This is a genomic window from Lactiplantibacillus sp. B652 (assembly GCF_023806745.1).
Lineage (GTDB): Bacteria > Bacillota > Bacilli > Lactobacillales > Lactobacillaceae > Lactiplantibacillus > Lactiplantibacillus pentosus.
The window spans coordinates 1-25,854 of record NZ_JAMSKY010000008.1; the positions used below are offsets into that span (position 1 = coordinate 1).

Below are 25,854 nucleotides of genomic sequence, written 5' to 3' on the forward strand. Positions count from 1 at the left end.
TCTAAACGCATTTCAGTTCCTCCAAATTTGAGATGCGTTTATTTTACCGTAAAAAAATGTTGGAAAACCGACATTTTCTAATCGGTATTTTCCAACATTTTACAACCGTTGCTGACAATATGGATTCTGATTACCTCATTAAATAAATTGATGAGGTGCTTTTGAAGGAAAAGAGTGTTCTGAGCTTCTCTCAAAAACCGAGAAGTTCAGAACACTCTTTTTTACTGGAAATAATTTGTAAAACAATTCGGGAAAACAATACGGTTAATTATTTACTGCTTACTCAGAAAAACACATAAAGTATTGCTCATTTGGCCTGTTTATCGACTCAATTATAGGGCCTCACAATCATTTTCCGCCTTCTCAATTATTCATTCAATAAATCGTAATACTTGGGTTCGTCAACGGGAAGAGCTTTTGCACTGATTTCGATGCTTTCGGCTAACAGTTGATAAAAGTCAGCTATCATAATCGATTTATGTTTCAAACGAAACTGAGAAATCGTCTTCCAGTGATTACCGTCATCCTCGCTAATCTTGCCATTCAAGTGCGTTGCTAGATATGCAACTAAATTGTAAAATCCTTTTTGATTGAAAGGTAACTCAGTTTCATACTCAGTAAACACCGCAATTTCTTTAGAATTATCTTTAACTGGCTGTATAAGTAATCCGTCTGCCTTCCATTCCAAGGGAACATTCTTCCATTCTGGATTTAAGTCACTTGGAAATAGAGAAAAAGATAGTCGAAATTCATCTTTCAAAGTTTGTGTGGTACCGGCATGGTTAATCCACAGTCCGTTCTTGTCTATTCCCCAAATCAATTCAGCTAAATCATCTAACTCAATATTAATCTTGTTTTGATTGACTTCAACTAAAGCACGCATTTTTGTCATCCTCACTTTAATGATTGTGCAACTTCATAAATTGCTTTCCCGATTTTCTGTAAATTACCAGATGTGAACTGGTTTCTCGTTTGTTTTCTGAGGGCTCTTATTGCATCTTGGACACTGTTAATATCAGAATAATCAAGACGTGAAACAAGTTATTAACTTTTCTTGCATACGGCGCATTCGATGTTCCAAAACCGCCTCTAAAATATCGTCGCAGATTCCTTCTGACACATCATCCGTACAAATGTCCTCTATTACCATAATGGAGCTTTTTTTATATCATCCACTTTTTTGACCGGTCGCATTGGTTTTGATAGCCTATTTTACTTCTGTTGCACAGTTTTTGCGTGATAGCCATCCAAATCATAATCTGATAATGAAGCTTTTGCTAAATTTAGGGCATATGACTACTGCGGGCCCGCTACTGCAACACTTTTACTGAACGTGTACGTATTAACTTATTGGAAGGCCTGTAAGAGATATACCGGTTTTGGCCGGTAACCTGGCATTGTAGTTGCCTCACCTTGCTTGTATTTTTGCTTATAATTATAAACCTCATATAGCTTAGCAGTGCTTCGTTGAAGTGCGTCATCAGATAACTGATCAAGTGTATGTTAAAAAATTGACAATCAGCACCCTGATAAGTCTTCAACATTAGTTGTTCATAGCGCTTGTTAGCGGGCTTACGAAACAACACTCAATCGATTCAAAAAAACGCGCATGATTGCAGCATCAAGTTAACTTGATAGCCGCAATCACGCACGTTTTTTATTAATCATTAATACTAACTAAAGTTTGCCGTTTCTTAATATTCAGCGCTCAATTGTACCAAGTAAAGTGGTCATTCATCCGTCAATCGAGCAGCTACCCGACTATCAGGCTGAGCGAGCACGCACTGCCGAACAGTAAGCCATCTCAACTACCAACAGCGACAGTTGTTTCCCGATTGTCACCAGCTAACGCCACTAATCCTTCCAATCGCCCTTTTTCCAATCATCATGGTTCCAATCATCTTTTTTCCAGTCATCGTCGTCATCACTGTGGGACTGCTCGGTATCCTTGGGCGCTCGTTTTGCTCGCTTCAACAGTACTGTCGTTGAAACAACCGTTACGAACCCAGTCGCGATAATAAAGACAAACGTCCACATGATAATATCACTAATCGACATCTTGGGGTCCCTCCCTTAATTAATGTCGCTAGTATAGCGCAGCCTAGTCACAATAGCAAAAGTGCCCGGAATCGCCTGCCCACACAATGGCGATTCCGAGCACTTCATTTGAATTGACCTGACTAATTAGTCATCATCATCTTCGTCTTCTTCATCTAGTCCGGTACGTGCGTCATTGCCCAAGTAGGCTTGCAGTTCCCGGATGTTGCGATTATTGCTGCCGCGGTAAGCGACTAACCATGCGGCTAATGCTGGCCGGGTCTCTTTTTCAGCTAACTTGATAGCCCGGTCAACGAATAGGTTTTCCGTATCAAAATCCTTGATGGTTGCGGCCACGAGTTCATCAGCGGATTGGTACTTGAGAGCCCCGTTTTCTTCCAACATTGAATACTTGGTTAATTCAGCCGTTGTGGAAGATGGCTTTTGGTTTTCATCTAAGAGTAAGTCACCGAGTTCAGCAAACTGACGGACATTTTGGTCGATCAGTTGTTGATATTCCGTCCGCAATGCCAATGATTGCGGGTCTTTGACGTACCATTTGACCTGGCTTAACTTAACATATGCGACCATTAGATTCGACAGGATGTGATTCGTCATCGCACCGGCAGTCGGGACGTGGTGGTCAATATCACTTTGTTTTAATTCAGCGGCGTATTGTTCATCGATTGTTAATTCACTCATGAATGCGTCCTCCTATTTAACCTTAACGTTTTCTACTTCATAGCCCAAACCGGTAACGACTTGTGCCAAATCATCGGCCGACGTTACTTCTGGATCAAAGTTGGCCTTGACCTTGCTAGCATTGAATAACACTTTGACATTTTCGACACCCTCGTGGTTCGACACAGCCTTTTCAATCTTGGTCATGCATGATGGGCAGGTCAACGTTCCTAATTGCATAATAATTTTCATTTCAATTACCTCCGTATCAACTCATTTGATGGTTCTATCATAACCGGATTTTATTGATAAGAACTTGACCGCCGTCAAGAAATAATAAAAAGTTTTCGGTTACAATAAAATTGTTAAAAATCAAGCCATAGATGAAACGCGAACGCCTACGCCATAGCAGAAATCTGGTATAGTAAAGGTGAATCTAATTAGGGGGTGTTCTCATGGCAGAGCATGAATGCGTTCAGTTAGTGCCGATTTTCAAGGAACTCGCTGATGAACAGTTAGATACAATTGAAACGATCGTTCAGCATCATCACTTTCCAGCCGGCAGCACCATTTTCAGCGCTGACGACCCACTCGATTCGTTGATGATTCTCGCCAACGGCCAAGTCAAAGTCTATCAATTAGCTGCAAATGGCCGGGAACAGTTACTGTACTTATTACAAACTGGTGATATTGATGGCGAAGCTGCCTTATTTGAGAACCAACGCCGCACGTCCTTTGGCGAAGCGCTGGTTCCGACCGATGTCTGCAGCATCCGCCGCGCCGACTTTCAAGCGTTGATGCAACAATATCCTAGCATCAGCATCAACGTCTTAAACGTCTTCGGCAGACGGCTCACCCAGCTGGAACGCCAAACGACGAGCACGGCGACCGAGTCCGTCGAAGCGCGCCTAGCCAACTACCTCACGGAAACGGCGGCTGCACTCAAGACGGACGCGTTTAAATTACCATTAAAGAAGAAGGACTTGGCGACCTTCTTGGGAACCACCCCTGAAAGCATTAGCCGCAAGCTCGCCTTGTTCGAACGTCAAGGCCTGATTACCCAAAAGACTGGCAAAATCATTAAAATCAACGATGCAGACCAACTGTTATTAACTGAATAAGATAATCAAACCAACCGGATGGCGATTCACAACCTGTGAGCGCTCATCCGGTTGGTTTGTTCACCCGCCTATTTTTCGCTGGTTGCAGCCGTAATCTTGTCCCAACCAATCACATATAAGGGCCCAAATTAACGCGATTGCCGTGACTGAAGCGCGCCGTTTGGCCACTACACCGACTCGGTTTAATTTTGCCGACAGCTCTCACTATCCAAAATCATTTTAATTTTCAGCGGTACTCGACGATACCACTTGGATTAATCTAAGGTATAATTAAACTAGTATTAGAAAATTTATTAGGGAGTGGATTTAATGGCAACCATTAATCAAGCAGCAGTAAAACAAGATCTCTACGATGCCGTCAATGGCGAGTGGCTCAAAACCGCCGTCATTCCGGATGACCATTCTTCAACTGGTGGCTTCATGGACTTAGTCGATGCCATCGAAAAAACGTTAATGCATGATTTTGATGCCATGGCTGCGGGTTCAGTTGAACCTGATAATCCCCAGCTAGCTGAATTTATCAAGTTTTACCGCTTAGCCAAAGATTTTAAGCAACGCGACGCTAACGGGGCTGAACCACTATTACCATGCCTCAAGCAAGTCGATAGTCTAAGTGATTTTGCTGACTTACAACAACGGATGCCCGATTGGATCTACGACGGCCTCCCATTGCCATTCAGCCTGGACGTCGACGCTGACATGAAGAATACCAAGGTCAACGCCCTCTTCGCCCAAGCACCCGGCACCATTTTGCCCGACAAGACTTACTACGACGAAGGCAACCAGGCCGGCCCTAAGTTACTCGCCATCTACGCACAAATGATGACTGAACTGCTTCAAAAGACCGGCTACGACGAAGCGGAAGCCAAGCAAATCGTCGACGACACCTTGAAGTTTGACCGGTTGATCGTGCCGTGGGTCAAATCCGCTGAAGAATCCGCTGATTACAGCAAGATGTATAACCCTCGTAAATTCAACGATTTCGTCAACACAAGTCGGTACTTAGACTTGGCTGCCATCACGTATTCGGTCATCGATGGTAATCCTGAACAAGTCATCCTGCCAGAACCCGCCTTCTTTGACCATTTCAATGACGTGGTCAATCCGGACAACTTCGGCTTGATGAAGAACTGGATGAAGGCGAAGTTAGTTCAACGCTACAGCGGCTACTTAAGCGACGACATGCGGGTCTTAGCGACGACCTACTCCCGGGCCCTCTCTGGACAAAAGGAACCACGTAACCAGGCGAAGAGTGCCTACTATCTCGCAACTGGCACGTTTGACCAAGTCGTTGGCCTCTACTATGGTCACAAATACTTTGGTGAAGCTGCCAAAGCTGACGTGCATCAGATGGTCGAGAAAATGATTGGCGTCTACAAGCGCCGTCTGCAAGCCAACACCTGGCTCAGTGCCGATACCCGTGCCAAGGCCGTCACCAAGCTTGATAAACTTGGTATTCAAGTCGGTTACCCTGATAAATTGGAAGCCATCTACACGAAGTTCAAGACGCACACCCCTGAACAGGGCGGCAACGTGTTGAGTAACGTGCTCCACTTCAACCGACTTGCTCGGCAAGACATGTTCTCAAAATGGGGTAAGGCCACGGACCGGACGCGCTGGGAAATGAGTGCGGACACAGTCAACGCTTACTACCACCCATTCATGAATATCATCGTCTTCCCTGCAGCAATCTTGCAAGCACCGTTCTATAGTCTCGAACAGTCTTCTAGCGCGAACTACGGTGGTATTGGTGCCGTGATTGCCCATGAAATCTCACACGCCTTCGATAACAACGGCGCACTGTTCGACGAATTTGGGAACTTGCATAACTGGTGGACAGACGAAGATTCCGCACACTTCAAGGAACTCGCCAAGTCGATGATCAGTGAATTTGACGGTCTCGACTTCGCTGGCGCTAAGGTCAACGGGACGCTGACGGTATCCGAAAATATTGCCGATGCCGGTGGTCTGAGTTGTGCTGAAGAAGCAGCCAAGGGCGAAGACGACGTCGACCTCAACGCCTTCTTCACCAACTGGGCCATGATCTGGCGGATGAAAGCAACGACGGAATACATGCAACTGTTACTTTCAATCGACGTCCACGCCCCAGCTAAGCTGCGGGCCAATGTGCAACCAAAGAATCTGGATGACTTCTACACGACCTTCGATATCCAACCTGAAGACGCGATGTACTTGGCACCAGACAAACGGGTCAAGATTTGGTAATTTAATTCTTATTGTTTAAACTAAAATAAATAACTAAAATAAATAACTAAAATAAATCGGTTCTTCGAGCTTGTGACTCGGAGGACCGATTTTTAGGTTGGTGGGGTTGTTGGTGCTGATAGCAGACTAAAAGTAAGCCTTTATTATAACATCGAGTAAAATCATTAGTATTTTGTGAAATGTAATGATTTTTCACATGAGATATAATTGTGCTTACTTTTTTAGAAGACTAAGTGCTTTATGGTGGAATATTCAAAACAGTTACTAGTCCAAATCATCCATACCCAGCCCGCCCCCAGACCCGTGGTACAATAGACTTATCGTTTCACATCGAAATAACTCATTTAAAGGAGCACGCGCTTGATGTCACAATTTGAAAAATACCATCCTATTTTGACGCCGCACTATGCATTTGATTGGCTCACGAAAGTCCGCGTGGTCGACGTCTTCAATCTCTACCAAACGACCGATACGACCGTGACCATGGCAGCGACGGCCGACCGTATCAATCAAGTGATGCGCGAGATTTTTAACGATCGTCAGCTGATTTGGGGCGTTACTGATCGGACTACCAATGATTTCTGCGGACAGGTCGGGTTTGCGCCAATTGATATGGCTGCCCACCAAGCAACGTTGACAGTCCAGCTGACGGACGCTAATCATGACGTCGCCCCCTTAACGGAAATTCTGGAACGACTCGTGGCATTCGGCACCGTCGAATTAAAACTCCAGCAGCTCAAATTAGCTTTATCTCAACCAGATTCACTTATGGGACAAGTGCTGACAGCTTTGGGCTTTACGACTACCGACAACTTAAACTTTGACTACCAAGCGTCCTAGGCACTCGCACCTTTAATAGTAGGGTCAATCTTCTCAACACAAGCGTGTGGGGTTCCAGCAACGACTGACCGTTAACCGTCGTGCCCCAACAAAAAAAGATGCACCGCTGATCCGAAACATGTCTTGTTCGGATCAGCGGTGCATCTTTTTCGAGTCAAAATAACTCGTTTAATTCAATTATTCCGTCACTTTTTCAGCCGCATGCGCGATAGCTGCTTGGCCTAATAAGTTCAAGTAGTTGAACGGACGGTCATAGATTGGCTGGAAGAACATGTCAACAAAGCCTAAGTCATCGATCGTGTTGTGATTTTGAATCATCACTGAGATCACGTTAGCCGATTGTGAAACGTCATGTTCACTCATGAATTGGGCCCCTAAGATTTCACGCGTCTCTGGGTTGTAAACCAATTGCATCAGAACTGGTTTCGTGGTTGGCATAAATTCTGGACGGTAGTTATCTTCAAAGGTAACGGCTTCTGCAGGTACCTTTTCAGCTTGAGCATGTTCCAAGGTCATCCCTGAAGAAACAATCGTCTTGCCAAATAACATTAAACCAGAAGTTGATTGCGTCCCCATGTACTTCCGAGTTGGCTTGAAGATGTTCAAACCAACTAAAGTTCCTTGACGAACCGCGTTAGTGGCTAATGGAATGTAAGCATCCTTCTTAGTTGGGTTGTAGTGAACTGCAACGGAATCACCGGCACCGTAGATATCAGGGTCAGATGTTTGCATGTAGTCATTTGTCTTGATGGAGCCATTCGGGTTCATGTCAACTTTGCCCTTTAATAGGCTGGTGTTTGGCCGGAAACCAACACAGAGAATTGCCATATCAGCGGTGTAGCTGCCCTTGTCAGTCTTAACGGTAACTTCCTTGCCATCATCACTGAAGCCTTTAACCATCTGATTTAAGGCCATCTTGATGCCATGGTCAACGAAGTCTTTTTCGACCCGGTCAGTGAAGCCTTTGTCTAAATACTTGTTTAAAATCCGTGGTAAGCCATCAATTAAGGTAACTTCCTTACCTTGCTTCTGATAAGCTTCGACTAATTCAGTCCCGATGTAGCCCCCACCGATAACGATGACGCGCTTAGCTGGCTTGGCAGCTTCCCATAAGCTTTGGGCATGCGTCCAGTTCTTGCAGAGGTAAACGTTCGGGCTGTCGATACCATCGATTGGTGGAATTACAGGCCATGAACCAGTTGTGACAACTAATTTGTCGTAATGATCTTTCTTGGATTCGCCGGTCTTCAAATCAGTAACGGTAATTTCATGATTTTCGGTATCCACGTCGGTCACATCATGTTGCATATGAACATTCGCGCCTAATTTGGCTAATTGTTCTGGACTGGAATAGAAGAGCCCTTGTGGATCGGCAACTTCGCCACCAAGATAGAGGGCAATCCCACAGGAGAGAAATGACACATTGTCATTCCGTTCATAAATCGTGACGTCTGTTTCTGGATTTGACGCCAAGATTTGATTTACAGCAGCAGTTCCGGCATGAGTACAACCAATTACGATAACTTTCATATTAAACGCGCTCCTTAAATGTGTTTATATTCACAATCATATTTGTGCAACATGTATTTGGTAACAATTACATTGTACTAAACGAAAAAGAAAACGCAACCAAAAACACGCAAAAAACGCACTTTTTTCACTAATCAAGTGATAACGAATTGCCGATATTACAGCATTTATGGGAATTAACCCGTTTATTAATTCGATTAACAGGGGTCGTTAATAAAAATCATGACTGCCCTTAAACTAATCATCAAACGATAAGAAAAAGCTCTCACAAGCGTTCACTTGTAAGAGCTTTCATCTTCTCTTTTATTCACCAACCACTAGTTACTTTGGTGCATCCGTCAACGTCCACGTGATGTCACCGGTGTACGAACCGGGAACGGCCCCGGCGTTACTGCGGTACAAAATGCCAGACTTGCTCGTCCAGTCAGATAAGACGTCATAGTCGTCATTATCGCTGGTCGTTGTATGGCTGTCAATTACGGTGCCGTTGCTATTCAGAACCGTTGTCTTATCACCTTCGCGGAAGAGCACGTCACCCGCTAACGTCTGACCACCCGTCGTTTTGAAGTTAGTCGCGCTCGCCTGCAGTTGCCAGCTGGACCCCTTACCACGACTGTCACGGACGACCAGTTGCCAGTCGTCTTCACGATCAGTGGTTTGGGCTTGCCCATCAAGCGTGATCGATTTGAACGTACTGTTCTTGGAGACGCTCTTAAAACTCAGTTCGCCACCGGTCACCGTGATATTGGCAACACCAACTGGTGATTCATTTTCATAAGGGTCTGACGCCCAGATTTCAAGCTTATTATCATTGCCGACATGTAACTGACTGGCTTTGATCTTGTAGCTAAAGAACCCGGATTCTTCATCGTTACTCATCTGCACCGTCGGCATTTCTTGGCCGTTGACCGTGGGATGTAACGTCACCTTATCGTTCGTCAATTGTTCGGAGTTTTCAACGGCCACGATTCCTTTGATCGTGACATCCTCACCATTAGCAACGGTGTAAGGATTGTTTCGAATATAAATCCCCATCGGCTGGTCGACCGTAATCAGATAATCAGGCGCCTCAGTTGACGTCTCGAAGACCTTATTCTTGAACGTCGCGCTGGTGACCGTCGTATTTTGGTTGACCGTCACATCGTTGGCCGTCCCGGTAAGCGTGATGGTCGCCGTCTTCTGACTGGCTGACAAGGCTTTATTCAAGCTATAGTCGACCTTAGTGGCATCCGCAGTTGGCGCGGTCAAGGCTTGTTCGCTGCCATCCGCATACGTCACTTTTGCGCTATCAAACGTCACGTACTTCGGCAAATTGAGCTCGGCCGTGATATTGTCCCAATCTAATTGGCCACTCTGATACGTGAGTTGATAGTCATATTGGACCTTGTGCTTAGCCTTCAACTGACTGCCGGTCGTGATTTCGCGGTTCTTAGTTTTATCCGTCACTTTGACCGCCGCACTCGCATCGACGAGATTAGGCGCACTCTCGATCACGACCATGTTGTTCCCGGAATTACTCCCAGTCGCGCCCATGAAGCCCCAGCGCATCAAGCCATCACTGCTGTTGAACTTGCTAGTGTCGAGTACTTCACTCTGAGTAAAGCCACCACCAGTTGCCGAGCCGTCCGGATTCACATCGTCAAACGTGTAAGTCATCGTCTTACTAGCGGCATTCCAGTTCATTACGAGGTGGTGCCACTTACTGTCACCCAGCGTCATGTTGGTGACTAAATTATGGTGAGTCTGCGTAAAGAAGTACCGCGTTGACCAGATAATCCCCGTGATATCGAGACTCTTGACTGAATTATTGATATATTGGCTCGCACTACCTGGGTAGCCGGTCGCAATATGTTGTTTCTTGATCCCATTATCAAAGGCGTCACCCTTACCCGCATCGCTATAACCGGTCGATGTATTGGTATAGGTGTCAAACTCTAAGGCCCAACTATTCTGGATGGCAGTTTTGGCAAATTCATCGCCATCCTGTAATTTGTTATTGGTATCGACGCCCCACACGCCGAGGGTCTCCCCAATAATACTCGATGAACTGACCTTGGCGGAAGCCGTCGTCCCGTTCGGATCATTTTGTAAGACGAAGGCCATCCCGTCACCGGCCTTACTGGTACTCGTTGATGACCCCAAGTATAGCCACATCTTGAAGGTGGCATCCTTGTTAATGTCAAAACGGTTGGCATCATTTGACCAAAAGCCACCCATTTGTTTCTTGCCATTGATCACTTGAATCGACTGCGTGTTTGGCGAGCTGGCATTAGTAACGTTCGCGATACTAGCGCTGTTCGTCACCCCGCTATTGAATGCGGCAGGAAGCGTGAAGAGTTTATCCAACTGATTCAAGCCAGACGGTGCCGTTGCTAACGACGCTTCGTCCGCAGCTTGAATCTGGGCGGTCCCGGCCCATAACCCGGTTAATGCCGCTAATGCAACAAGTATTTGTTTCGGTCCCTTCCACATGTTGAAAACTCCTCTCGCTAGTTAATCCTGACGGCGGCGGTTTTTCAATAGTAGCCAGATAATTGCGCCTAATAGGGCAATGATGACGACGCCGAGTGCCACAAACCACCAGAAATAGTTCGTTTGTTTTTCGGTCACAGCCGTATCATTGAGTGCTTTAGCCGTCTTGTCCGTAATGGTGAAGTTCTTAGTGAATTGCCACTTGCCCTTATCCGCTGTCGCGGTTAAATGTAACGTGTACTTGCCAGCTTTGAGCTGTTTGTTGCCATCACCAATTGCAAAGTTAAAGTTACTATTCGGGGCCATCGACATATTTTCTTTATTCGTCGTTAACACTTTCTTAGAACTCCCGGCCTTGGTCACGTAACTCTTGATCTTGAGTCCGTGCATAATGACCGGCTGATTATTTTGTAAGTTCGCCGAGACATAGTTCCGGTAATTGCGTTGTTCGGCTTTCACGGAATGCAACTTCATGTTCGGCTTGATGGTCGTCTTATCGGACTCTTGTAACTGGAGCCCAATCACATAGGCGTACTGATTATTGATGGCCATCCCGCTACTGGCCTGTTGCTTCTTACCACTCAACTCTTGAACAATGTTGATCCCGCCGAGTGCCACACCTTTAAATTCTTTTTCAGGGACGTTCAGCTGGATAGTCACTGCCTTGCTCGACTTAGCAGGCACCGTCACGACCTGCTTCTTCGAAAGCGCAGTCTTGATGTTAAACTTCAGTGAATCATCCGCCTTCGCGTTGGCCTGACTGTAGTCGATGATCCCGTTATCATTCGTCACCGCCAAGTTAGGTGAAACGGTGTAGCGGTGTTCTTTACTATCGCTATTTTTAATATGCAACGTCAGATTTTGTTTTTGGCCTGGGGTCACTTTTAAATCAAAGTAAGAGACTTTTTGATTGATCTGATTTTTAGGTAAATCAGCTTGAACCGTATAGTTCAAATCGTCGGCCTGAGCGCGCATCGTCCAGCCGGCCCCAATCACAGCAACAACTGCCATTAACTGCCAAAATATTTTTTTCATATGGGTTACCCTTCCTTTTTTCAACGGTAAGTGACGTGCTATGTATGATTGAAGCTGCCATTCTTGACGAGTAGCAGCTTCAATCAAACTATTCAACTAGGTGCATTGTTTAATGACCAGGCTAACGTACCGGTGTAATCACCCGCACTGAGTTGCCGGTCATGAATCTGAAGTTGTGTCAGTTCATCGCCCCGATTCAAAATAACTAACCACGTGCCCAAGCCCGATTGCGGTTGGGCAGTGACGACGTTGTTCGCGATACCTGTCACGAGCTCGCCGGTGTTGACCACGTTCGGGGCGGCACTGACATTGCCCGTCCCCGGTTTGAGTTGGACACTGCCTAACTTCAACGAGGTCGTTAACTGCTGCTGACCACTTTGTAACGGGCTGGGCGTTACTTGTAGTGTCCAGCCAGCTGCCGATGCACGCCGATCAGTGACCTGAATCATCGCACGCTCATTTTGCGCCGTTACCGTAGCGGGTCCACCGGCTGTCGTGACGGGTTTAAACTTAAGATTACTGACGAAATCGATGGTTAATTTGCCCCGTGAGCCTGTTCCGGTCACGTTACCTTCATCTGCCGGATCACCAGGGTATGGCTTACTGGGATCATCAGGATCGACCGGAGAAACTGCGTCGTCATCGTCCGACGGGGTCAACTTAACCTGCACCTGTGACTGTCTATCTGCAGCTTGCGTTGTCACGCTCCAGCCCCAATTACTAATAATCAGCCCACTAACGGCCATCATTAGTAACCGACCTGTCACCAACAATCCCATTCTCATCGGTCACACCTCAGCTCTCCTTTGGTCCATTGGTTCTCAATTAGCTAGGGGCGTTGCCTAATGTCCAAGTCAGCGTAGAAGTGTAAGCCCCAGCTGAGTTACCAGCAGGTACTAACAGGGAAACGTCCGTCTTGGCATAAGCACTCGTAAACTTACCGATTCCTTCATTGGCAACGGCGCCTAAAATCATTTGGTTAGATTCGTTCACCGTTACATCGGGTGCAGTTGGATTCTTAGAAGCGTTGGCTTCATCATCAGCCGTCACACTGGCATTCTTGAATGTTAATGCGGCGCCCCGTAATTCCTGACTGCCATTTAAAAACTTGGAGCCCGCGACTTGAACACTCCAGCCATCCGTATTACCGGGGTTAGTCACCTTCACACTACCTGTGACCGTATCTGCAGTCTTGGTTTGCGTCGTGTTATCAATTGTAACCGTTCCCATATCCAAGGCTGGGGCTTCATCTAACGTAATGTCCTTGTTATTTTCATCTTGTTCCAACTTCACTTGTGCTTCAGTCGTTTTATCAGCTGCTTGCCCAACGAGTGGTAAGCCTGCCATAAGTGTCATGCCTGCAACAAGTGTTCCAATATATTTTTTCATTTTGGTTGCTCCTTTATTGTTTGACGGTTGCGCCACCAGATTAGAATTAAGAATATTAACAAACTTAGTCCGCAGACCCCGATAACGAGTAGAATCCACTGCTGTACTTCATTCATCTGCGGTAAGATTCCTTGTAGCGGTCCTTTGACGGGATTGCCAGTCACACCTGAGTTAGAAGTGACCGTTAAATGGTAAGTTCCAGTTTGGGTATCAGCCAGCACCGGAATGCTAATAAGTTGGCTGAGCCCGATTATTAATCCGCCAGATTGCCATTTGATATGACCACTCCTTTCCAGTAGTTGACTGACGTCTGATTAATCTAATTAATTCTTGGTACTAATAGTGAATCGTTGTGAGTAACCCTATCAGCAACGAAAATATATCATGGTATTGGAATCGCTGTCAATTAATGTTGCCCCTTAATCATTGATTAAAAGTGCCTTTTTAACGGACCTCTGAGCCGTTTCTAATATTATGACGAATACAAATATTTCGATATAAACTACTGCAATCAGTTTAACATCAAGCTTTTCAGCCTGCCATTTATGGTCAAATAATCGCTAGTAGTTACCCGCCTTAACTAAATAAGCCATCAACATTATATTGTTGTTAGACTTTAATGAGAAGTAACATTAGGTAAAAGTTCTGATATTTATAACTATTGAATTGCTATATCAATTTGGAATAGTCCCGCAACGCTACGCCGTTTGTTTAACTTATCTTCAATTTATAAACTGATGTAATCGATTTAATAACCCTAATTTTATTTAATTTCCAAATGCAACTAATTGTGCTCAATTAAAATCCAATTTCAAAACAGTAAAGGCCCTTTGAGCAAACAATTTTAGCCGTTCAATTATATTTACCAAATCGCTAATCCGGCTATGGTATACTTGAAATACTTATTTCAAATCAGAAAGGCGGCCTCGATTTTGCCCGCTAAGAAAACATTTCAAGATGATCAAGTTATTGAAAAAATTATGTCTTTATTTTGGCAACAAGGCTACTACCACACGTCGATGGATGAAATCGTCGCGACCAGTGGGGTCAAAAAGCAGAGTCTCTATAATGCCATTGGTGACAAGCATACGCTCTACCTCCGCGCGCTAAGTCGCTACCATCAACAAACGCTCACAAGCTGTACGCAAGCGATGCAACAGCTCGAACAAAGTGGCGCTGATGCGTTGACGGTGCTCAGCATGCTGTTTAGCCGTGATTTAACTAACGCTGACCAGCCAGCTGGTGATCTGATGGCCAACGCGGTCGCTGAATTCGGGACGACTGACACCGATGTCCAGCAAGCCGTTGATTGGTTCTACAATGATTACTTGACCTTGATGTCCGCCGTCATTTTAAAGGGTCAAGCGAGTCAGCAAATCATCAACACGCAATCCAGTACTGCCCTTGCCCAGGCCTTACTCGAAGCCCGGATTGGCCTCCAGACTCGTCTTCGTCAGGGCGCTCACCCAGATATTGCGCTGCGTGAACAAGCTTGGCGCCAATTTTTAACGCGTTAATAACTGCGCATAATAAAACCACAGCCTTCTGATGAATCGGAAAGCTGTGGTTTCTTTTAGCATCTGCATTTTTATTTTATTAATTGATGTTAAATCGTTCATGGCCAGTAAACTGAACACGACTAAACATATTTCTGAACCAACCAATTTTGTGCGGCACTGGTCAGCTGGCTACCATAGTGCTGGCGCAGCTGTTGAGCACCGGCGTAATGGTCGAAGTCAAAGGGGCTCGTCAGCGTTTCACTAGCTAGTAACGCCTTGGCAAACCGTAGATCGTCGACCGTGATCTGCTGGCGATAAGCGAGGTCTTCTTCCGCCGAGACGCGTTGCCACTGGTCGTGAAGGATTGCGGCCGCACGCTGATAACGGCGGTCATGTGTCAATAATGATTGCATATCATCTGGATTAAGTGGTTGGGCCATCGGGATCATCTCCTAAATTCAAATTAACGACCTGGCCAACGACGGGGTGAATCGATAACTTGTCAGTTGGCTGCGCCAATAACCAAATGACATTGGTAAAATGATGCGCGTCAATCTGAGCCTCACCCCGACCGTCCGTTAAGATGAGCGCAAGCGTTGTCGCAGCCGTTTGATGATGCCGGGCTAAGTCGTCAAAAATCGGCTGATAGGCCGTCCCCCCGCCACCATGGCGAGCGAACCGCACCTGTTGCGGGAAACTAGCCTGATACGTTTGACCTGGTTGGACGATTGCATCAAACGGTTTGATCGTAATCGTCGCCGTTAACAGTTGAGTCAAGGTGGCGGCTTGAGCCAACAACTGGCGTAATAAGGCATCGCTGATGGACCCCGACTGGTCAACGTAGACTTGTAAATCCAAACGGGTATCACTGATCTGACCAGGCAACTCCATGCGGGCGGGTTGACGCCGATTAAAGCGAGCGTGTGAGGCCTTCTTGCCACTCGGAATTTGGCCTAATCCCCGGACTAATAATTGCCGCCAGTCGATTTGCGCTGGCTGACTAAGGACGTCCAATTGCGCAGCGACGTGGCCCGCAACCAAGCCCCGACCGGCTTCAGTCGTTTGTTGCCACGCATCCTTGGCTAATTGGCGTAGACGTGATTGCGCCAGATTAGGGTTCGTCAACTGGCCGCTTGCCGACCATTGACGAGCATCGTCAATGGGGCCGGTAGCTGGCAGTGACTCTTGGCCCGTACTTGATTGGCGGTGTTGCGGCCCTTGTGGCGTGGATTTAGTTGTCTGGCCCGCATTCGGCCGTTCTGGATCGGTTGACTGTTGTTGGCGCAATAATCGTAAATAAGTCCCCGAATCCGCGTGTTGCGGTAACGTGACGGGCACCTGCGCCTGTATCTGAGCCAGCGAAATCGCCGTTGCTGGCAACCCGCTCACATACTGATTCACGGCCAAATCCGTCGCTAACGTCACAAGTCGTTGCTGTGTGGCGACTTGATTGCGGTAGCGCAATGGATGTTGCCACACCACGTGTAACGCGACGTGTTTGAGGCCGGCTTGTAACTGGTCGAACCGGGTAAACGTCTGAGCTAAGGCTTGCGGGGCATACTGTAAGACGAGCTGATTATCTACCCAGCTCAAGGCAAACGGCGCGTTCAACTCAGTATTCAGTTGCCGGGGCAAGCGCGTCAGTAATTCGCCATAAAACTGGTCCGTCGCCAATAACTCAATGATGGCACGACTGAGCATTGTCGCAGCTTCCTGCGCCGGATGGGTTGACGCGGTCGTCAACATCGTTTGGCGCCAATTGGCATATTCCGCGGCGTTATTCAGCATCGACCGCACCCCCTTCTATTGATTCGACCAACTCGCGACTTGTTGCAAATATTGATATAGTGCCGTGACATACGGACTTTGTTTGGCAACGTTGGCCGTATAGAGCTGTTTTAGTAACTCACGCTGATGGCCAATCTGTTGGACCAGGGCGAACTGACCATCCTGGCTGAGCGTTTGCAATAATTGCATAAACCGTCCGGCGTTGTGGTCATCAGTCAACGGATAAGTCGCCGTCAGCTGCAAACAACTCGCCAGCACCGTACTCTTTTGCAGCTCGCTCATCGCGGTGAACTGTTTCAAGACTGGGGCAGGGACCACGGCACCGACGGGTTGGGCCTCGTACAGCATCGCCGGCGTCACGTGAATGGCTTGCTGCTCGATAAATTGATAGAAGGCCAGCCCCAGTGTCGCGCCGACATCACCTTGAAAAATATCGAGTGCGACGAGCGTTTGTTGGTCATCCGGCAACTGTTCGAGTTCATATAGGTTGGCTGAGACACGTTCCCAGGCACGGGGCGTCGCCGTTAAGTCCGCCTGCACATCCGTTTGGTTGAGGCGGGTCACATCTTCACTAATAAACTGTTGGACGAGCGGATGAATATTGGGCCGCTGACGCTGTTCATCAGAACGTTGCGCCCAAGCTAGCCAGTCCGCTGGGTCCGCGCGCATCACTAAACGGACGGTCCGGTCTTTGATGGCCGCGTCCCCCGCAACGACGCCGTACGTGCTCTGTTCGAAGCCAGTCATGCTGGCATCGGGATTTTCGGCAAGGATCAGTTGAACTTGTTCGGGCAACCGTAACGAATTGATCGTACGTTGTAAAACGAGGTTCATCAATTCACTTTGAACTGCCTGCGTCCCACGGTTAAACTCGTCGAGCAGCCATAAGATTGGCTGTTGCGGATGGGCTTCGGCGTATTGAACGATTTCAATCAGCGTGTGAGAATAGCCAAATTGGACATCCGCCAATTGACCATAGTGTTGCGTCTGAATAAACGAGTCACTCGTTAGCGGCGGCACTGGAATCGCTAAATCGCCCTTTTCAGAAAGACTGACGACCGTCGTAAATAGTTTTGCCCCGAGCTTTCGCGCCACATCCGCGACGAGTGCTGATTTACCGATACCCGCTTCACCGACAATGTTGGGCACGTTGCCCGCCTTTAACACCACCGGAACTGCCGTTAACAATGCTTGATACGATAACGCCATGAATTCAACCTTCCTTTACTGTTTCACGTGAAACAAACTGAATGATTTTCATTAATGCTAGCAACTACTGTCGTTACTATTATAGAACAGAATCGTATTTTTGATTTGGCTAGCTGTTCGTTTGTCGACTTCTGGAACTGGGTCACAGCTACTGCTTTTAAACTGAGAAATTGGCGCGTTCTAAGCATCCTGCATGCTGAATAACAACCGCACAGCACGTTAGGTCAGTGTCTCATCATACTGACCAGTGGTAATTATCGCTGGCAAACAACAAATTTTTCATATACGGGTTTTCAAGTCCGATGAAAATCACCAAAAATCCCGTGACATCAATGCAAAGGATATAACCAGCTAATAAATATAATTATCAAAAACTTACGGCAAGTTGCCATTAATTGAGCAAAAAGCCTCGTTTTAGCCGATAGTTATTGTAAAATAGGTTAGGTTAGCAATTATTCCAAAAGGGAGTGTGCAAATATGCGCAAGTATCTCGCCGAATTTCTCGGCACGTTTATGTTAGTGTTCTTAGGGACCGCGACCGTTGTGATTGCCAAGGGTGACGTCCTCGCCATTGGATTAGCCTTTGGGTTAGCCATCACCGTCTCCGCCTATGCCTTTGGTGGTATTTCAGGTGGCCACTTCAACCCGGCTGTAACGACCGCGATGTTGATCAATCGCCGAATCGATGCCGCCGACGCGGTCGGTTACATCATCGCCCAAATTATTGGGGCAATCGTCGCTTCCGCAGCTGTTAAGTCCTTCGTCAGCGCGTTAGGCTTATCCGCAACGTCACTCGGACAAACTGATTTTCCAAAAATCGGTAGTGGGATGGCCTTCTTCGTTGAAGCACTCGTTACCTTCTTGTTCTTACTGGTGATTTTGAACGTCACCAGCAACGACCATGGTAACGCGGACTTCGCCGGTTTGACGATTGGTGTAACGTTGGCCTTCCTGATCATCGTTGCCCTCAACTTGACCGGTGGGTCTTTGAACCCTGCCCGTTCAATTGGTCCCGCAATCTTCGCCGGTGGTAGCGCCTTATCACACCTATGGGTCTACATCTTAGCACCAGAAGTTGGTGCCATCTTAGCTGCCTTTTGTGCCCGCGTCATGGGTTCAGAAGACTAAGCCATTTAATTGACTAGTAACGACTGTGCGGCCATGATTTCGTCATTGAAATCATGGCCGCACTTTTTTAGTTTTAATTTTTATCGGCTGAAACACTGGTTTACCATAATGACGTCATAACTGCCTTTGAGCCCGTCCGCAAGCAAGGCCGACTCAGACCGCATTCGGCTCTAAACTTGCCTATTTCCGCCGCCAATGGGTATACCACGAATGCAGCGTCCCAATCAGCAGGCCGATAATCACGACGACCGCCGACACATAACCGAAAATCCCGATGTTCGTGATCCAGCTATTATCCGGATGACTCTGGACGAGTAACGAGGACCCGACGATCAGTGCGGCTAAAATCACTGAGAGCACGATTTTATTGACCATTGAATCGATACGGTCAATGAATAGCTTGCGGTGTGAAAACACCAAGTTGACGCGGGTCTGTCCGTTTTCAAAGGTATCCAAAGCCGACAGCAGGCGCGACGGGATCTTGGGCGCATCCCGTAAGCTCTGCAGACTGGCCAACAAACCGTCCTCTAGCTCATTGCGTATATTAAAGTTTTCGCGAATGTACTTGCGGGCAAATGGGCGGGCCACATCCATCATCGACAGGGTCGGGTCTAAGGGTTCAACGATGCCTTCAATCGTCCCAAAGGCCTTGCCTAGCATCGTGACTGCTGGATTCATCTGAATGTTATTGCTCCGGCAAACCTTGACCATCTCAAATAGTAACCCTTGAAAGTCAATGTCGCCCAAACCCGAATTATAATATTGGCTCAAAAACGGCGCGAGCTCACTGAAGAAGGCTTCCTCGTCAACTGCCCCGGTTCGATTGGAAATGGCCAGAATCGCCTTACCGACTTGATGGGTGTCCTCCGTCGTGACAGCCACGACCACGTTGGCAATCCCCGCCATCAGTGCCGGACTGATTTCGCCCATCATACCAAAGTCTAGGTAGACCAAGCGATACGGCGGCAGTTGGCGTTTACCGAGCTTGCCCACGCGCTGCGGAACCGTGTCATTGTACCCGATATCGCTCGGCTGCAGCTCACGTAACAAGATGTTACCAGGATGCGGGTCCGCATGGAAAAAGCCATCTTGGAACACTTGCTTGAGAAAGTTCTGGACGAGCACATTTGCTAGGTAGCGGCGCTCTTCATCGTATTGATGATCACCCGCTTCATCCGCGGCCAGGACTTTAGCCATAAAATGCTGAATCGTCGTGCCCGGCATGTACTGATTGACCAGAACTTTTTGCGTGCTGTACTTGCCGTAGACGCGCGGCACGCGAATGATATCATCACCGTCATTCAACCGGTAAAAGCGTGAGCCGTTTTTGACCTCAATGCTCGTATCCAGTTCGTTAAACAGCGACCGCTTGATTTCCGCCACCATTTCCTGCATGTCGACAACCGACGATTCCGGAATGTAGCGCAACAGTGGTAATGCCCGCTCGAACAGTGAAATATCTAGCGCCACTTCGGCATCGATGCCCGGATGTTGAACCTTGACCACCACTTTTTGACCGTTCAGTAAAGTCGCGTGATGGGTCTGTCCCATTGATGCGGATGCAAACGGCTGCTCATTGAATTGGGCGAACATTTCATCGATTGGCTTACCCGTCTGCCGCTCAATCGTTTGTTGGACGACGTCGAAATCGTCGGCGCGAACATTATTCTGCAATTTTTTGAATTCATTGGCGAACTCCGGCTTAACGATATCCGTTCGTGACGACAGAATCTGCCCGATTTTAATAAAAGTGGGTCCCAGTTCTTCGAATGCCGCGCGAACCTGGTCAGGATTCTTCTGACGCGCCAGATTACTCAGCACATTGTACTTGCGCAACACACTCACAATCGTCCGGAAACGCGTGTGGCGGTTCTGATTCACTTGCCATTGCGGCTTCTGTTCGTCACTAGTCGTCATCGGCGGTTCCTCCTCACAAATTACTTGATAGTGCTATTATCCAACTTTCCAGCCGATTCCGCACCTGCTAACGTGTTTTTTTCATAAAAAATTAGCGCACATTGATTATCGGTGGTCATTAATCAATTTTAAAACGCTATCCGCCAGCTTGTAGCGAATAGCGTTTCAGTATTTAAGCTTCATTGGGGACTTGGTGGGCCTTCAGCCACTCCGCTAACGCCACCATCACTTCATCCGTGTCGGGGTTGGTCGTGACGTCCAGAATCAGTACCACGGCTTCATCATCGGTATAACTCAATCGAATGCCATTCGCGTACAAGAATATAATGCCGCTGAAGAACGCGGTCCGTTTATTGCCATCCACAAAGATATGCTTCTTCGTTATTTTCTGAATCATAAACGCGGCCTTAATCCAGATATTAGGATACAATTCCTTGCCAAACAAGACCTGTTGCGGTTGTTCAATCACAATTTCAAGTCCCTGCGAATACTGAACACCGCCATATTTCTTATCGGCACGCTTGATAATATCTTGGTTGAGGTCAATGAGGAATTGCTTATTTAGGTATCTCATAAGTCCTCCAGTCGTTTCAATAAGTCGCCGTGTTGGTCAAGAATATGGTCGGCCATCGCTAACAGGTCGGTCTGCTCATCCGCTACCTTGCGAAATGTGATCTCCTGGCCGTCAGGGGAAACAATTTTTTCAAAACTAGTCTCACTCGTGGCGTTTAGCGCTTCCCGGTCTTTTTTAGACACCCGGAAAGCAAATGAATTGCCGTTTTTGAACATTTTGATGTGATCTGAATTGTTTTCGCTCATCGATAATCCTCCTCGTATTTTCGTGTGTACATTATAGCATGTTGTACACACATTCTTATTTTTATGTCACTGCCCCCGGCCCCGTACGTTGAAGTTACTAACTTAGCGACAACTGCCAATAACGCCTGATAATCTGAGGCTCTGATGTGCCAATCAGCGGCAGCAATCGCGTCTCTCCAGCCCTCCCAGCCCACAATCCGCGACCCGTCAGTATCCCTAAGACATTTTCCAATCAATTTTCAAAAAAAGATTGACAAATAATCTTCACGGTTGTAAGTTAGAACCACATTAAAAAACGGTTAACAAACACGTTGACGAACAAAGTAAATTTCCTAGCAGTGTTTAGAGAGTGTCAGCTTGGTGAAATGACATCACGACTAGCTAATTGAAAATCAGCTCTGAGTGGCAGTGACGAGCGTCTCGTTAGTTGCTGTTGGTTGCTCCCATTATTGAGCCCGGGTATCGCAAGTGGCCGGTCACTTGCCGTACCTTCTGAGGTGTCCGTAGCAATGCGGTCACAAAGCTAAGGTGGTAACACGTGTAAAAACGTCCTGGTTTCTGAGTCTAACTCAGATATCAGGGCGTTTTTTGGTTAATCGCAACTTTTTAAAGGCGTCATTACGAGCAATCGTTGACCCGAACACACAAAGGAGTGCTGATTTTATGCTAAATCGTATCCAAAAACGCAACTTGACCAAACGTGATTATGTCACTTTAAGCTCAATGATTTTCGCCCTATTCTTCGGGGCTGGTAACCTGATTTTTCCGCTACATCTCGGCCAATTAGCTGGTTCACACTGGGGCATGGCGGCCGTGGGCTTTCTCGTAACGGCCGTTTTATTACCGTTACTCTCCGTTCTAGCCGTTTGTGTCACTAAATCAAAAGGGGTCTACGATATTGGTCGGCCCTTGGGTGCAACTTTTGCGGTCGTCTTCATGGTCCTGATTCACTTCACGATTGGGCCCTTCTTCGGGACACCCCGGACGGCCACCGTTTCGTTCACCGTTGGATTAGCGCCATTCTTCCCAGCCAAGTACCAATCACTGGCACTCCTACTGTTCTCAGCCGCATTCTTCGGTCTGGCTTACTACCTCTCCGTTGAGCAAAGCAAGATCATGGCTCGCGTCGGCAAATTATTAAATCCATTATTCTTATTATTGCTCGTGGTAATCTTCGCCGTCGCCTTTAGTAGCCCATTAGCACATGCTGGTAGCACGACTGCCACCGCAGCTTACCAGAGTGCCGGGTTCACTAACGGTTTCTTGCAAGGTTACAACACGATGGACGCCCTGGCTGGTCTCGCACTCGGGGTCACCATCGTCACGGCCGTTAACTTTATGGGGCCAAACGGATCCCAACAAGGCTGCCTGGGTGACTGCCCGCGCCGGCTTCTTCTCAATGGCGTTTGAAGGGTTGATCTACGTCTTATTGATCTTATTAGGGGCACAATCCCTCGGTCGCTTCAAATTATCAGATAATGGTGGCGTTGCTTTTGACCAAATCGTCAATCATTACATGGGGACAGTCGGGCAGGCCGTATTAGCCGTCTTGATCGTCACGACCTGTTTGACGACCGCCATTGGTTTAGTCGCCGCCTTTGCCCAAGACTTCCATAAACATTTCGGTTTCTTGAGCTACAAAGCTTGGTTACGCATCACCTGCCTCGCCTCATTCTTGACGGCGAACGTCGGACTCAATCAAATCATCGCCTGGTCCACACCCGTCTTGATGTTCCTGTACCCACTCGCGATGGCCTTGATCTTCTTATCCATCCTGTCGCCGCTCTTCCATAAGTCACGCGTCGTTTACGTCTGGGTCGTCGTCTTCACCGTTGTTCCCGCCGTCTTCGACATGGTCGCAGCGTTTCCAGCAGTCGTTAGCCAAAGTGCCTTTGGTCAAGCCATGGCACACGTCCAAAGCTACTTGCCACTAGCCAGTAGCGGAATGGACTGGCTCGTACCTGCACTAGTCGGCGCCGTCTTCGGGACCGTTCATTACCTCGTCACGCGGCAAAATCAGGCCAGCATGGGTATGGAATTGCCGGTCAAACATTAGATTTAGTTGCGATTGATAATTGCAAATGCATCTTTAAACTAATTTTGGTGCGATGTTTGATGAAGTCCTTTTAAATATGAAATGAGCCCTGTCAGCGTTTGCCGGCAGGGCTCATTTGGGGTGTAGGAGTTATTTTGGTTCTGGTTTGAGAGTAACTTTCATCGCTGACTGTCCATGTTGAATCGTTGCCGGCCAGTCATCCGTCCGAGCTGTGATTCGCCCAGGTTGTGTGAAGAAAGTGACGACGACATCATCATAACCATGTTGCTTGATCAGGTCACGATCAAAAGTCATCAGTAGATCCCCCGCATGCACAACTTGGCCATCTTGGTAGTAAGTCGTAAAGCCAGCACCACGAAGGTTGACCGTCCCTAAGCCGACATGAATAATCGTTTCAAGTCCGGCGTCAGAAACAATTCCTAGTGTGTGTTTCGTCGAGAACGTGAACCGAATCGTCCCGTCAAACGGTGCGTATAGCTGGCCATCATTTGGTTGAATTGCAAAACCAACGCCTGGTAAGCCTTGACCTCGATTCCCATTTTTGACTGCTTCAAGCATCATCGGTTGACCACTGACAGGTGCTAATACTTTCGTTGTCAGCGCATCGTCAACGGTTGCGACCGTCGCTGGTGCATCCGCAACTTCACCAGTTGCAAGCTTCGTCTGCAGTTCTTCGACGATTTCGGCGTGTTTTTTCTCCGTAATCGTTACTTTGAACATGAAGACGAGTAATGACAAAATCGCACAAGCCAATGGTAGGTAAAAGGCCAGTAATTCAAACGTGTGGATGTTGCTGGCGGTCATATCAGCGGCAGTGGCGCTGCCAGTCATCCCGGCAACTAAGGCAATCGCACCCACGATCCCGTTGGAAAAGGCACCCGTGATCTTGTCGAGCATTGGCCGTACAGCTAAGACAACGGCTTCATTCCGGTTACCATTCTTCAATTGTCCGTATTCGATGGCATCCGTCATCGATAATACCGTGACGAGTTGGGCAAAATTGATGTTGAAGAGGACCAACCCAATAATCAATAACGTCAAATTAGTATGGGCCACGATAAAGATAATGTAAGCCAAAATCATTGAGCATTGGCCGAGTGCAAACAGGACTTTCCGTGGAATGAACCGGTTCAAGATTGGGTATAGTGGCGAGGTAACAAAGCCAATCACCGTTGCAACGGCACCAGCAATCCAGAATTCGCCGGGCTTCCCAATCACAAATTTAAAGAGGTAGAACAAGACACCGTTAGTCGTCACATAAGCTAAAGAATAGAACAGATAGCCGAGACTGACCCACATGATCTGATCGTTTTTAATGATTCCCATGAAGACGCCTTTGATCGTCGTCTTCTGCTTAGCGGCTTCTCGAATTGCATTGTGTTTTTCACTCGTTCCAAAAGCCACACATAACGCTGACAGGATCGCCACAATCCCGACAATAATAGCAAACGCTAACCAACCTTGAGGACCCTGAGTATGCTTCCCTGTCGCCATAAAGGTAAAGTAAGTCGTAATCGGTACCACGACCATCGTCAGGCCGTTCCAACCAATCGTTCCAGTAAAACTACCTAATGCGGTATAAATCCCACGGGCGTGACTATCCTCGCTGATTGCGGGAACCATGCCCCAATATGAAACGTCAGTTAATGAGTAAAAGACATCTAGAATAATAAATAAAATCACGAAAACAATGGCAAATAGAATCCAATTAACTTTGGCTAAGCCAAAAATGCCTGAAAAGATCACGACTAATAAGACCGAACTGACAATACTCCCAATCACTTGCCACGGCGTAAACTTGCCCCAGCGTGTCTCGGTATTATCAACGATATTCCCAAGAATCGGGTCGACGACGACTTCCGCTAACCGAATCACAACGACTAATCCGGTAATTAGTCCAATCAATCGATTTGCAATGGCCGGCGCCACGCCGCTAAACATCCCGCTGGTCACGAATACGATAAAGTAAGTACTTAACGCGCCATAAAAGGCTGAGTGACCGAGATTACCAAGCCCGAATGCCACGCCTTCGTTGATTTGGCGCCATGACAGCTTCTTCTTCGTCACTGGTTGTTGTTCCACATTTTGTTCCATTAGTTTCACCCCG

The 25,854-nt window shown here is 47.3% G+C and carries 21 protein-coding genes, 2 pseudogenes and 1 other annotated feature; of the genes and pseudogenes, 6 read left to right on the top strand and 17 right to left on the bottom strand.

Going from position 1 to position 25,854, the window contains the following annotated elements:
* Positions 1-367: 367 nt before the first annotated feature.
* The 5 genes and pseudogenes from MZO40_RS10390 to MZO40_RS10405 form a co-directional block, all read right to left on the bottom strand.
* Entirely contained in the window at positions 368-883 is a 516-nt protein-coding gene (locus MZO40_RS10390; RefSeq protein ID WP_105921895.1) for a hypothetical protein, read from the bottom strand.
* A 464-nt stretch (positions 884-1,347) separates the two neighbouring features.
* Positions 1,348-1,482 (bottom strand): annotated as a pseudogene (locus tag MZO40_RS17645) (hypothetical protein); the annotation flags it as partial.
* Between the two features lie 372 nt (positions 1,483-1,854).
* Complete coding sequence (locus MZO40_RS10395) at positions 1,855-2,058, bottom strand: hypothetical protein (RefSeq protein ID WP_050338263.1); 204 nt, start codon at positions 2,056-2,058, stop codon at positions 1,855-1,857.
* A gap of 126 nt (positions 2,059-2,184) precedes the next feature.
* Positions 2,185-2,739 carry a DNA starvation/stationary phase protection protein gene (locus MZO40_RS10400; RefSeq protein WP_252133264.1) on the bottom strand — a complete coding sequence of 185 codons (555 nt, stop codon included), beginning with the start codon at positions 2,737-2,739 and terminating at the stop codon, positions 2,185-2,187.
* 12 nt (positions 2,740-2,751) lie between these two features.
* Positions 2,752-2,970 (bottom strand): heavy-metal-associated domain-containing protein, encoded by a 219-nt coding sequence (locus MZO40_RS10405; protein WP_014571628.1) that lies wholly within the window; start codon positions 2,968-2,970, stop codon positions 2,752-2,754.
* A gap of 203 nt (positions 2,971-3,173) precedes the next feature.
* Between MZO40_RS10405 and MZO40_RS10410 the strand changes: the two genes are divergently transcribed.
* The 3 genes from MZO40_RS10410 to MZO40_RS10420 all read left to right on the top strand — a co-directional run bounded on the left by MZO40_RS10410 (position 3,174) and on the right by MZO40_RS10420 (position 6,905).
* Positions 3,174-3,839 (top strand): Crp/Fnr family transcriptional regulator, encoded by a 666-nt coding sequence (locus MZO40_RS10410; RefSeq protein WP_050338262.1) that lies wholly within the window; start codon positions 3,174-3,176, stop codon positions 3,837-3,839.
* 309 nt (positions 3,840-4,148) lie between these two features.
* Positions 4,149-6,065 carry a M13 family metallopeptidase gene (locus MZO40_RS10415; RefSeq protein ID WP_021338047.1) on the top strand — a complete coding sequence of 639 codons (1,917 nt, stop codon included), beginning with the start codon at positions 4,149-4,151 and terminating at the stop codon, positions 6,063-6,065.
* A gap of 363 nt (positions 6,066-6,428) precedes the next feature.
* A complete protein-coding gene (locus MZO40_RS10420; RefSeq protein WP_105961649.1) occupies positions 6,429-6,905 on the top strand; it encodes a GNAT family N-acetyltransferase in 477 nt (158 codons plus the stop codon).
* Positions 6,906-7,082: 177 nt separating this feature from the next.
* Here the strand turns inward: MZO40_RS10420 and MZO40_RS10425 are convergent, their stop codons facing one another.
* The 5 genes from MZO40_RS10425 to MZO40_RS10445 all read right to left on the bottom strand — a co-directional run bounded on the left by MZO40_RS10425 (position 7,083) and on the right by MZO40_RS10445 (position 13,331).
* Positions 7,083-8,435 (bottom strand): FAD-dependent oxidoreductase, encoded by a 1,353-nt coding sequence (locus MZO40_RS10425; protein ID WP_003640011.1) that lies wholly within the window; start codon positions 8,433-8,435, stop codon positions 7,083-7,085.
* Positions 8,436-8,756: 321 nt separating this feature from the next.
* Positions 8,757-10,907, bottom strand: a complete 2,151-nt coding sequence (locus tag MZO40_RS10430; protein ID WP_105961650.1) for a lectin-like domain-containing protein — start codon at positions 10,905-10,907, stop codon at positions 8,757-8,759.
* 21 nt (positions 10,908-10,928) lie between these two features.
* Positions 10,929-11,942 carry a DUF916 and DUF3324 domain-containing protein gene (locus MZO40_RS10435; protein ID WP_105961651.1) on the bottom strand — a complete coding sequence of 338 codons (1,014 nt, stop codon included), beginning with the start codon at positions 11,940-11,942 and terminating at the stop codon, positions 10,929-10,931.
* A 92-nt stretch (positions 11,943-12,034) separates the two neighbouring features.
* Complete coding sequence (locus tag MZO40_RS10440) at positions 12,035-12,727, bottom strand: WxL domain-containing protein (protein WP_105919524.1); 693 nt, start codon at positions 12,725-12,727, stop codon at positions 12,035-12,037.
* A gap of 40 nt (positions 12,728-12,767) precedes the next feature.
* Positions 12,768-13,331: a WxL domain-containing protein gene (locus MZO40_RS10445; RefSeq protein WP_088770490.1), complete on the bottom strand. Its 564-nt coding sequence runs from the start codon at positions 13,329-13,331 to the stop codon at positions 12,768-12,770.
* A 932-nt stretch (positions 13,332-14,263) separates the two neighbouring features.
* Here MZO40_RS10445 and MZO40_RS10450 point away from each other — a divergent pair.
* Complete coding sequence (locus tag MZO40_RS10450) at positions 14,264-14,848, top strand: TetR/AcrR family transcriptional regulator (protein ID WP_105961653.1); 585 nt, start codon at positions 14,264-14,266, stop codon at positions 14,846-14,848.
* A gap of 122 nt (positions 14,849-14,970) precedes the next feature.
* Here MZO40_RS10450 and MZO40_RS10455 read toward each other — a convergent pair whose 3' ends face one another.
* The 3 genes from MZO40_RS10455 to MZO40_RS10465 are packed head-to-tail and all read right to left on the bottom strand — an operon-like array spanning position 14,971 to position 17,827.
* Entirely contained in the window at positions 14,971-15,270 is a 300-nt protein-coding gene (locus tag MZO40_RS10455) for a hypothetical protein (protein WP_050338254.1), read from the bottom strand.
* Complete coding sequence (locus tag MZO40_RS10460) at positions 15,254-16,618, bottom strand: VWA-like domain-containing protein (RefSeq protein WP_050338253.1); 1,365 nt, start codon at positions 16,616-16,618, stop codon at positions 15,254-15,256. The genes MZO40_RS10455 and MZO40_RS10460 overlap by 17 nt, the downstream gene beginning before the upstream one ends.
* Positions 16,619-16,633: 15 nt before the next feature.
* The gene (locus MZO40_RS10465; RefSeq protein WP_105961654.1) at positions 16,634-17,827 is read right to left on the bottom strand and encodes an ATP-binding protein; all 1,194 of its coding nucleotides are present in this window, start codon (positions 17,825-17,827) and stop codon (positions 16,634-16,636) included.
* Between the two features lie 477 nt (positions 17,828-18,304).
* Here MZO40_RS10465 and MZO40_RS10470 point away from each other — a divergent pair, with 477 nt between their 5' ends.
* Positions 18,305-18,955: an MIP/aquaporin family protein gene (locus MZO40_RS10470; protein ID WP_050338251.1), complete on the top strand. Its 651-nt coding sequence runs from the start codon at positions 18,305-18,307 to the stop codon at positions 18,953-18,955.
* Positions 18,956-19,135: 180 nt separating this feature from the next.
* Here MZO40_RS10470 and MZO40_RS10475 read toward each other — a convergent pair whose 3' ends face one another.
* From MZO40_RS10475 to MZO40_RS10485, 3 genes are all read right to left on the bottom strand, one after another.
* Positions 19,136-20,872 carry an AarF/ABC1/UbiB kinase family protein gene (locus MZO40_RS10475; RefSeq protein ID WP_252133265.1) on the bottom strand — a complete coding sequence of 579 codons (1,737 nt, stop codon included), beginning with the start codon at positions 20,870-20,872 and terminating at the stop codon, positions 19,136-19,138.
* A 172-nt stretch (positions 20,873-21,044) separates the two neighbouring features.
* Positions 21,045-21,446: a type II toxin-antitoxin system death-on-curing family toxin gene (locus tag MZO40_RS10480; protein ID WP_088770488.1), complete on the bottom strand. Its 402-nt coding sequence runs from the start codon at positions 21,444-21,446 to the stop codon at positions 21,045-21,047.
* Positions 21,443-21,691, bottom strand: a complete 249-nt coding sequence (locus MZO40_RS10485; protein ID WP_105921887.1) for an AbrB family transcriptional regulator — start codon at positions 21,689-21,691, stop codon at positions 21,443-21,445. Before MZO40_RS10485 ends, MZO40_RS10480 begins: the two co-directional genes overlap by 4 nt.
* 302 nt (positions 21,692-21,993) lie before the next feature.
* Positions 21,994-22,248 (top strand) — a binding site (T-box leader).
* Positions 22,249-22,354: 106 nt separating this feature from the next.
* On the opposite strand from MZO40_RS10485, the pseudogene brnQ reads away from it, so the two are divergent.
* Positions 22,355-23,747, top strand: a pseudogene (gene brnQ, locus MZO40_RS10490) (branched-chain amino acid transport system II carrier protein).
* A 129-nt stretch (positions 23,748-23,876) separates the two neighbouring features.
* On the opposite strand, the gene MZO40_RS10495 reads toward brnQ, so the two are convergent.
* The gene (locus MZO40_RS10495; protein ID WP_252133266.1) at positions 23,877-25,841 is read right to left on the bottom strand and encodes a PTS sugar transporter subunit IIA; all 1,965 of its coding nucleotides are present in this window, start codon (positions 25,839-25,841) and stop codon (positions 23,877-23,879) included.
* Positions 25,842-25,854 lie beyond the last annotated feature (13 nt).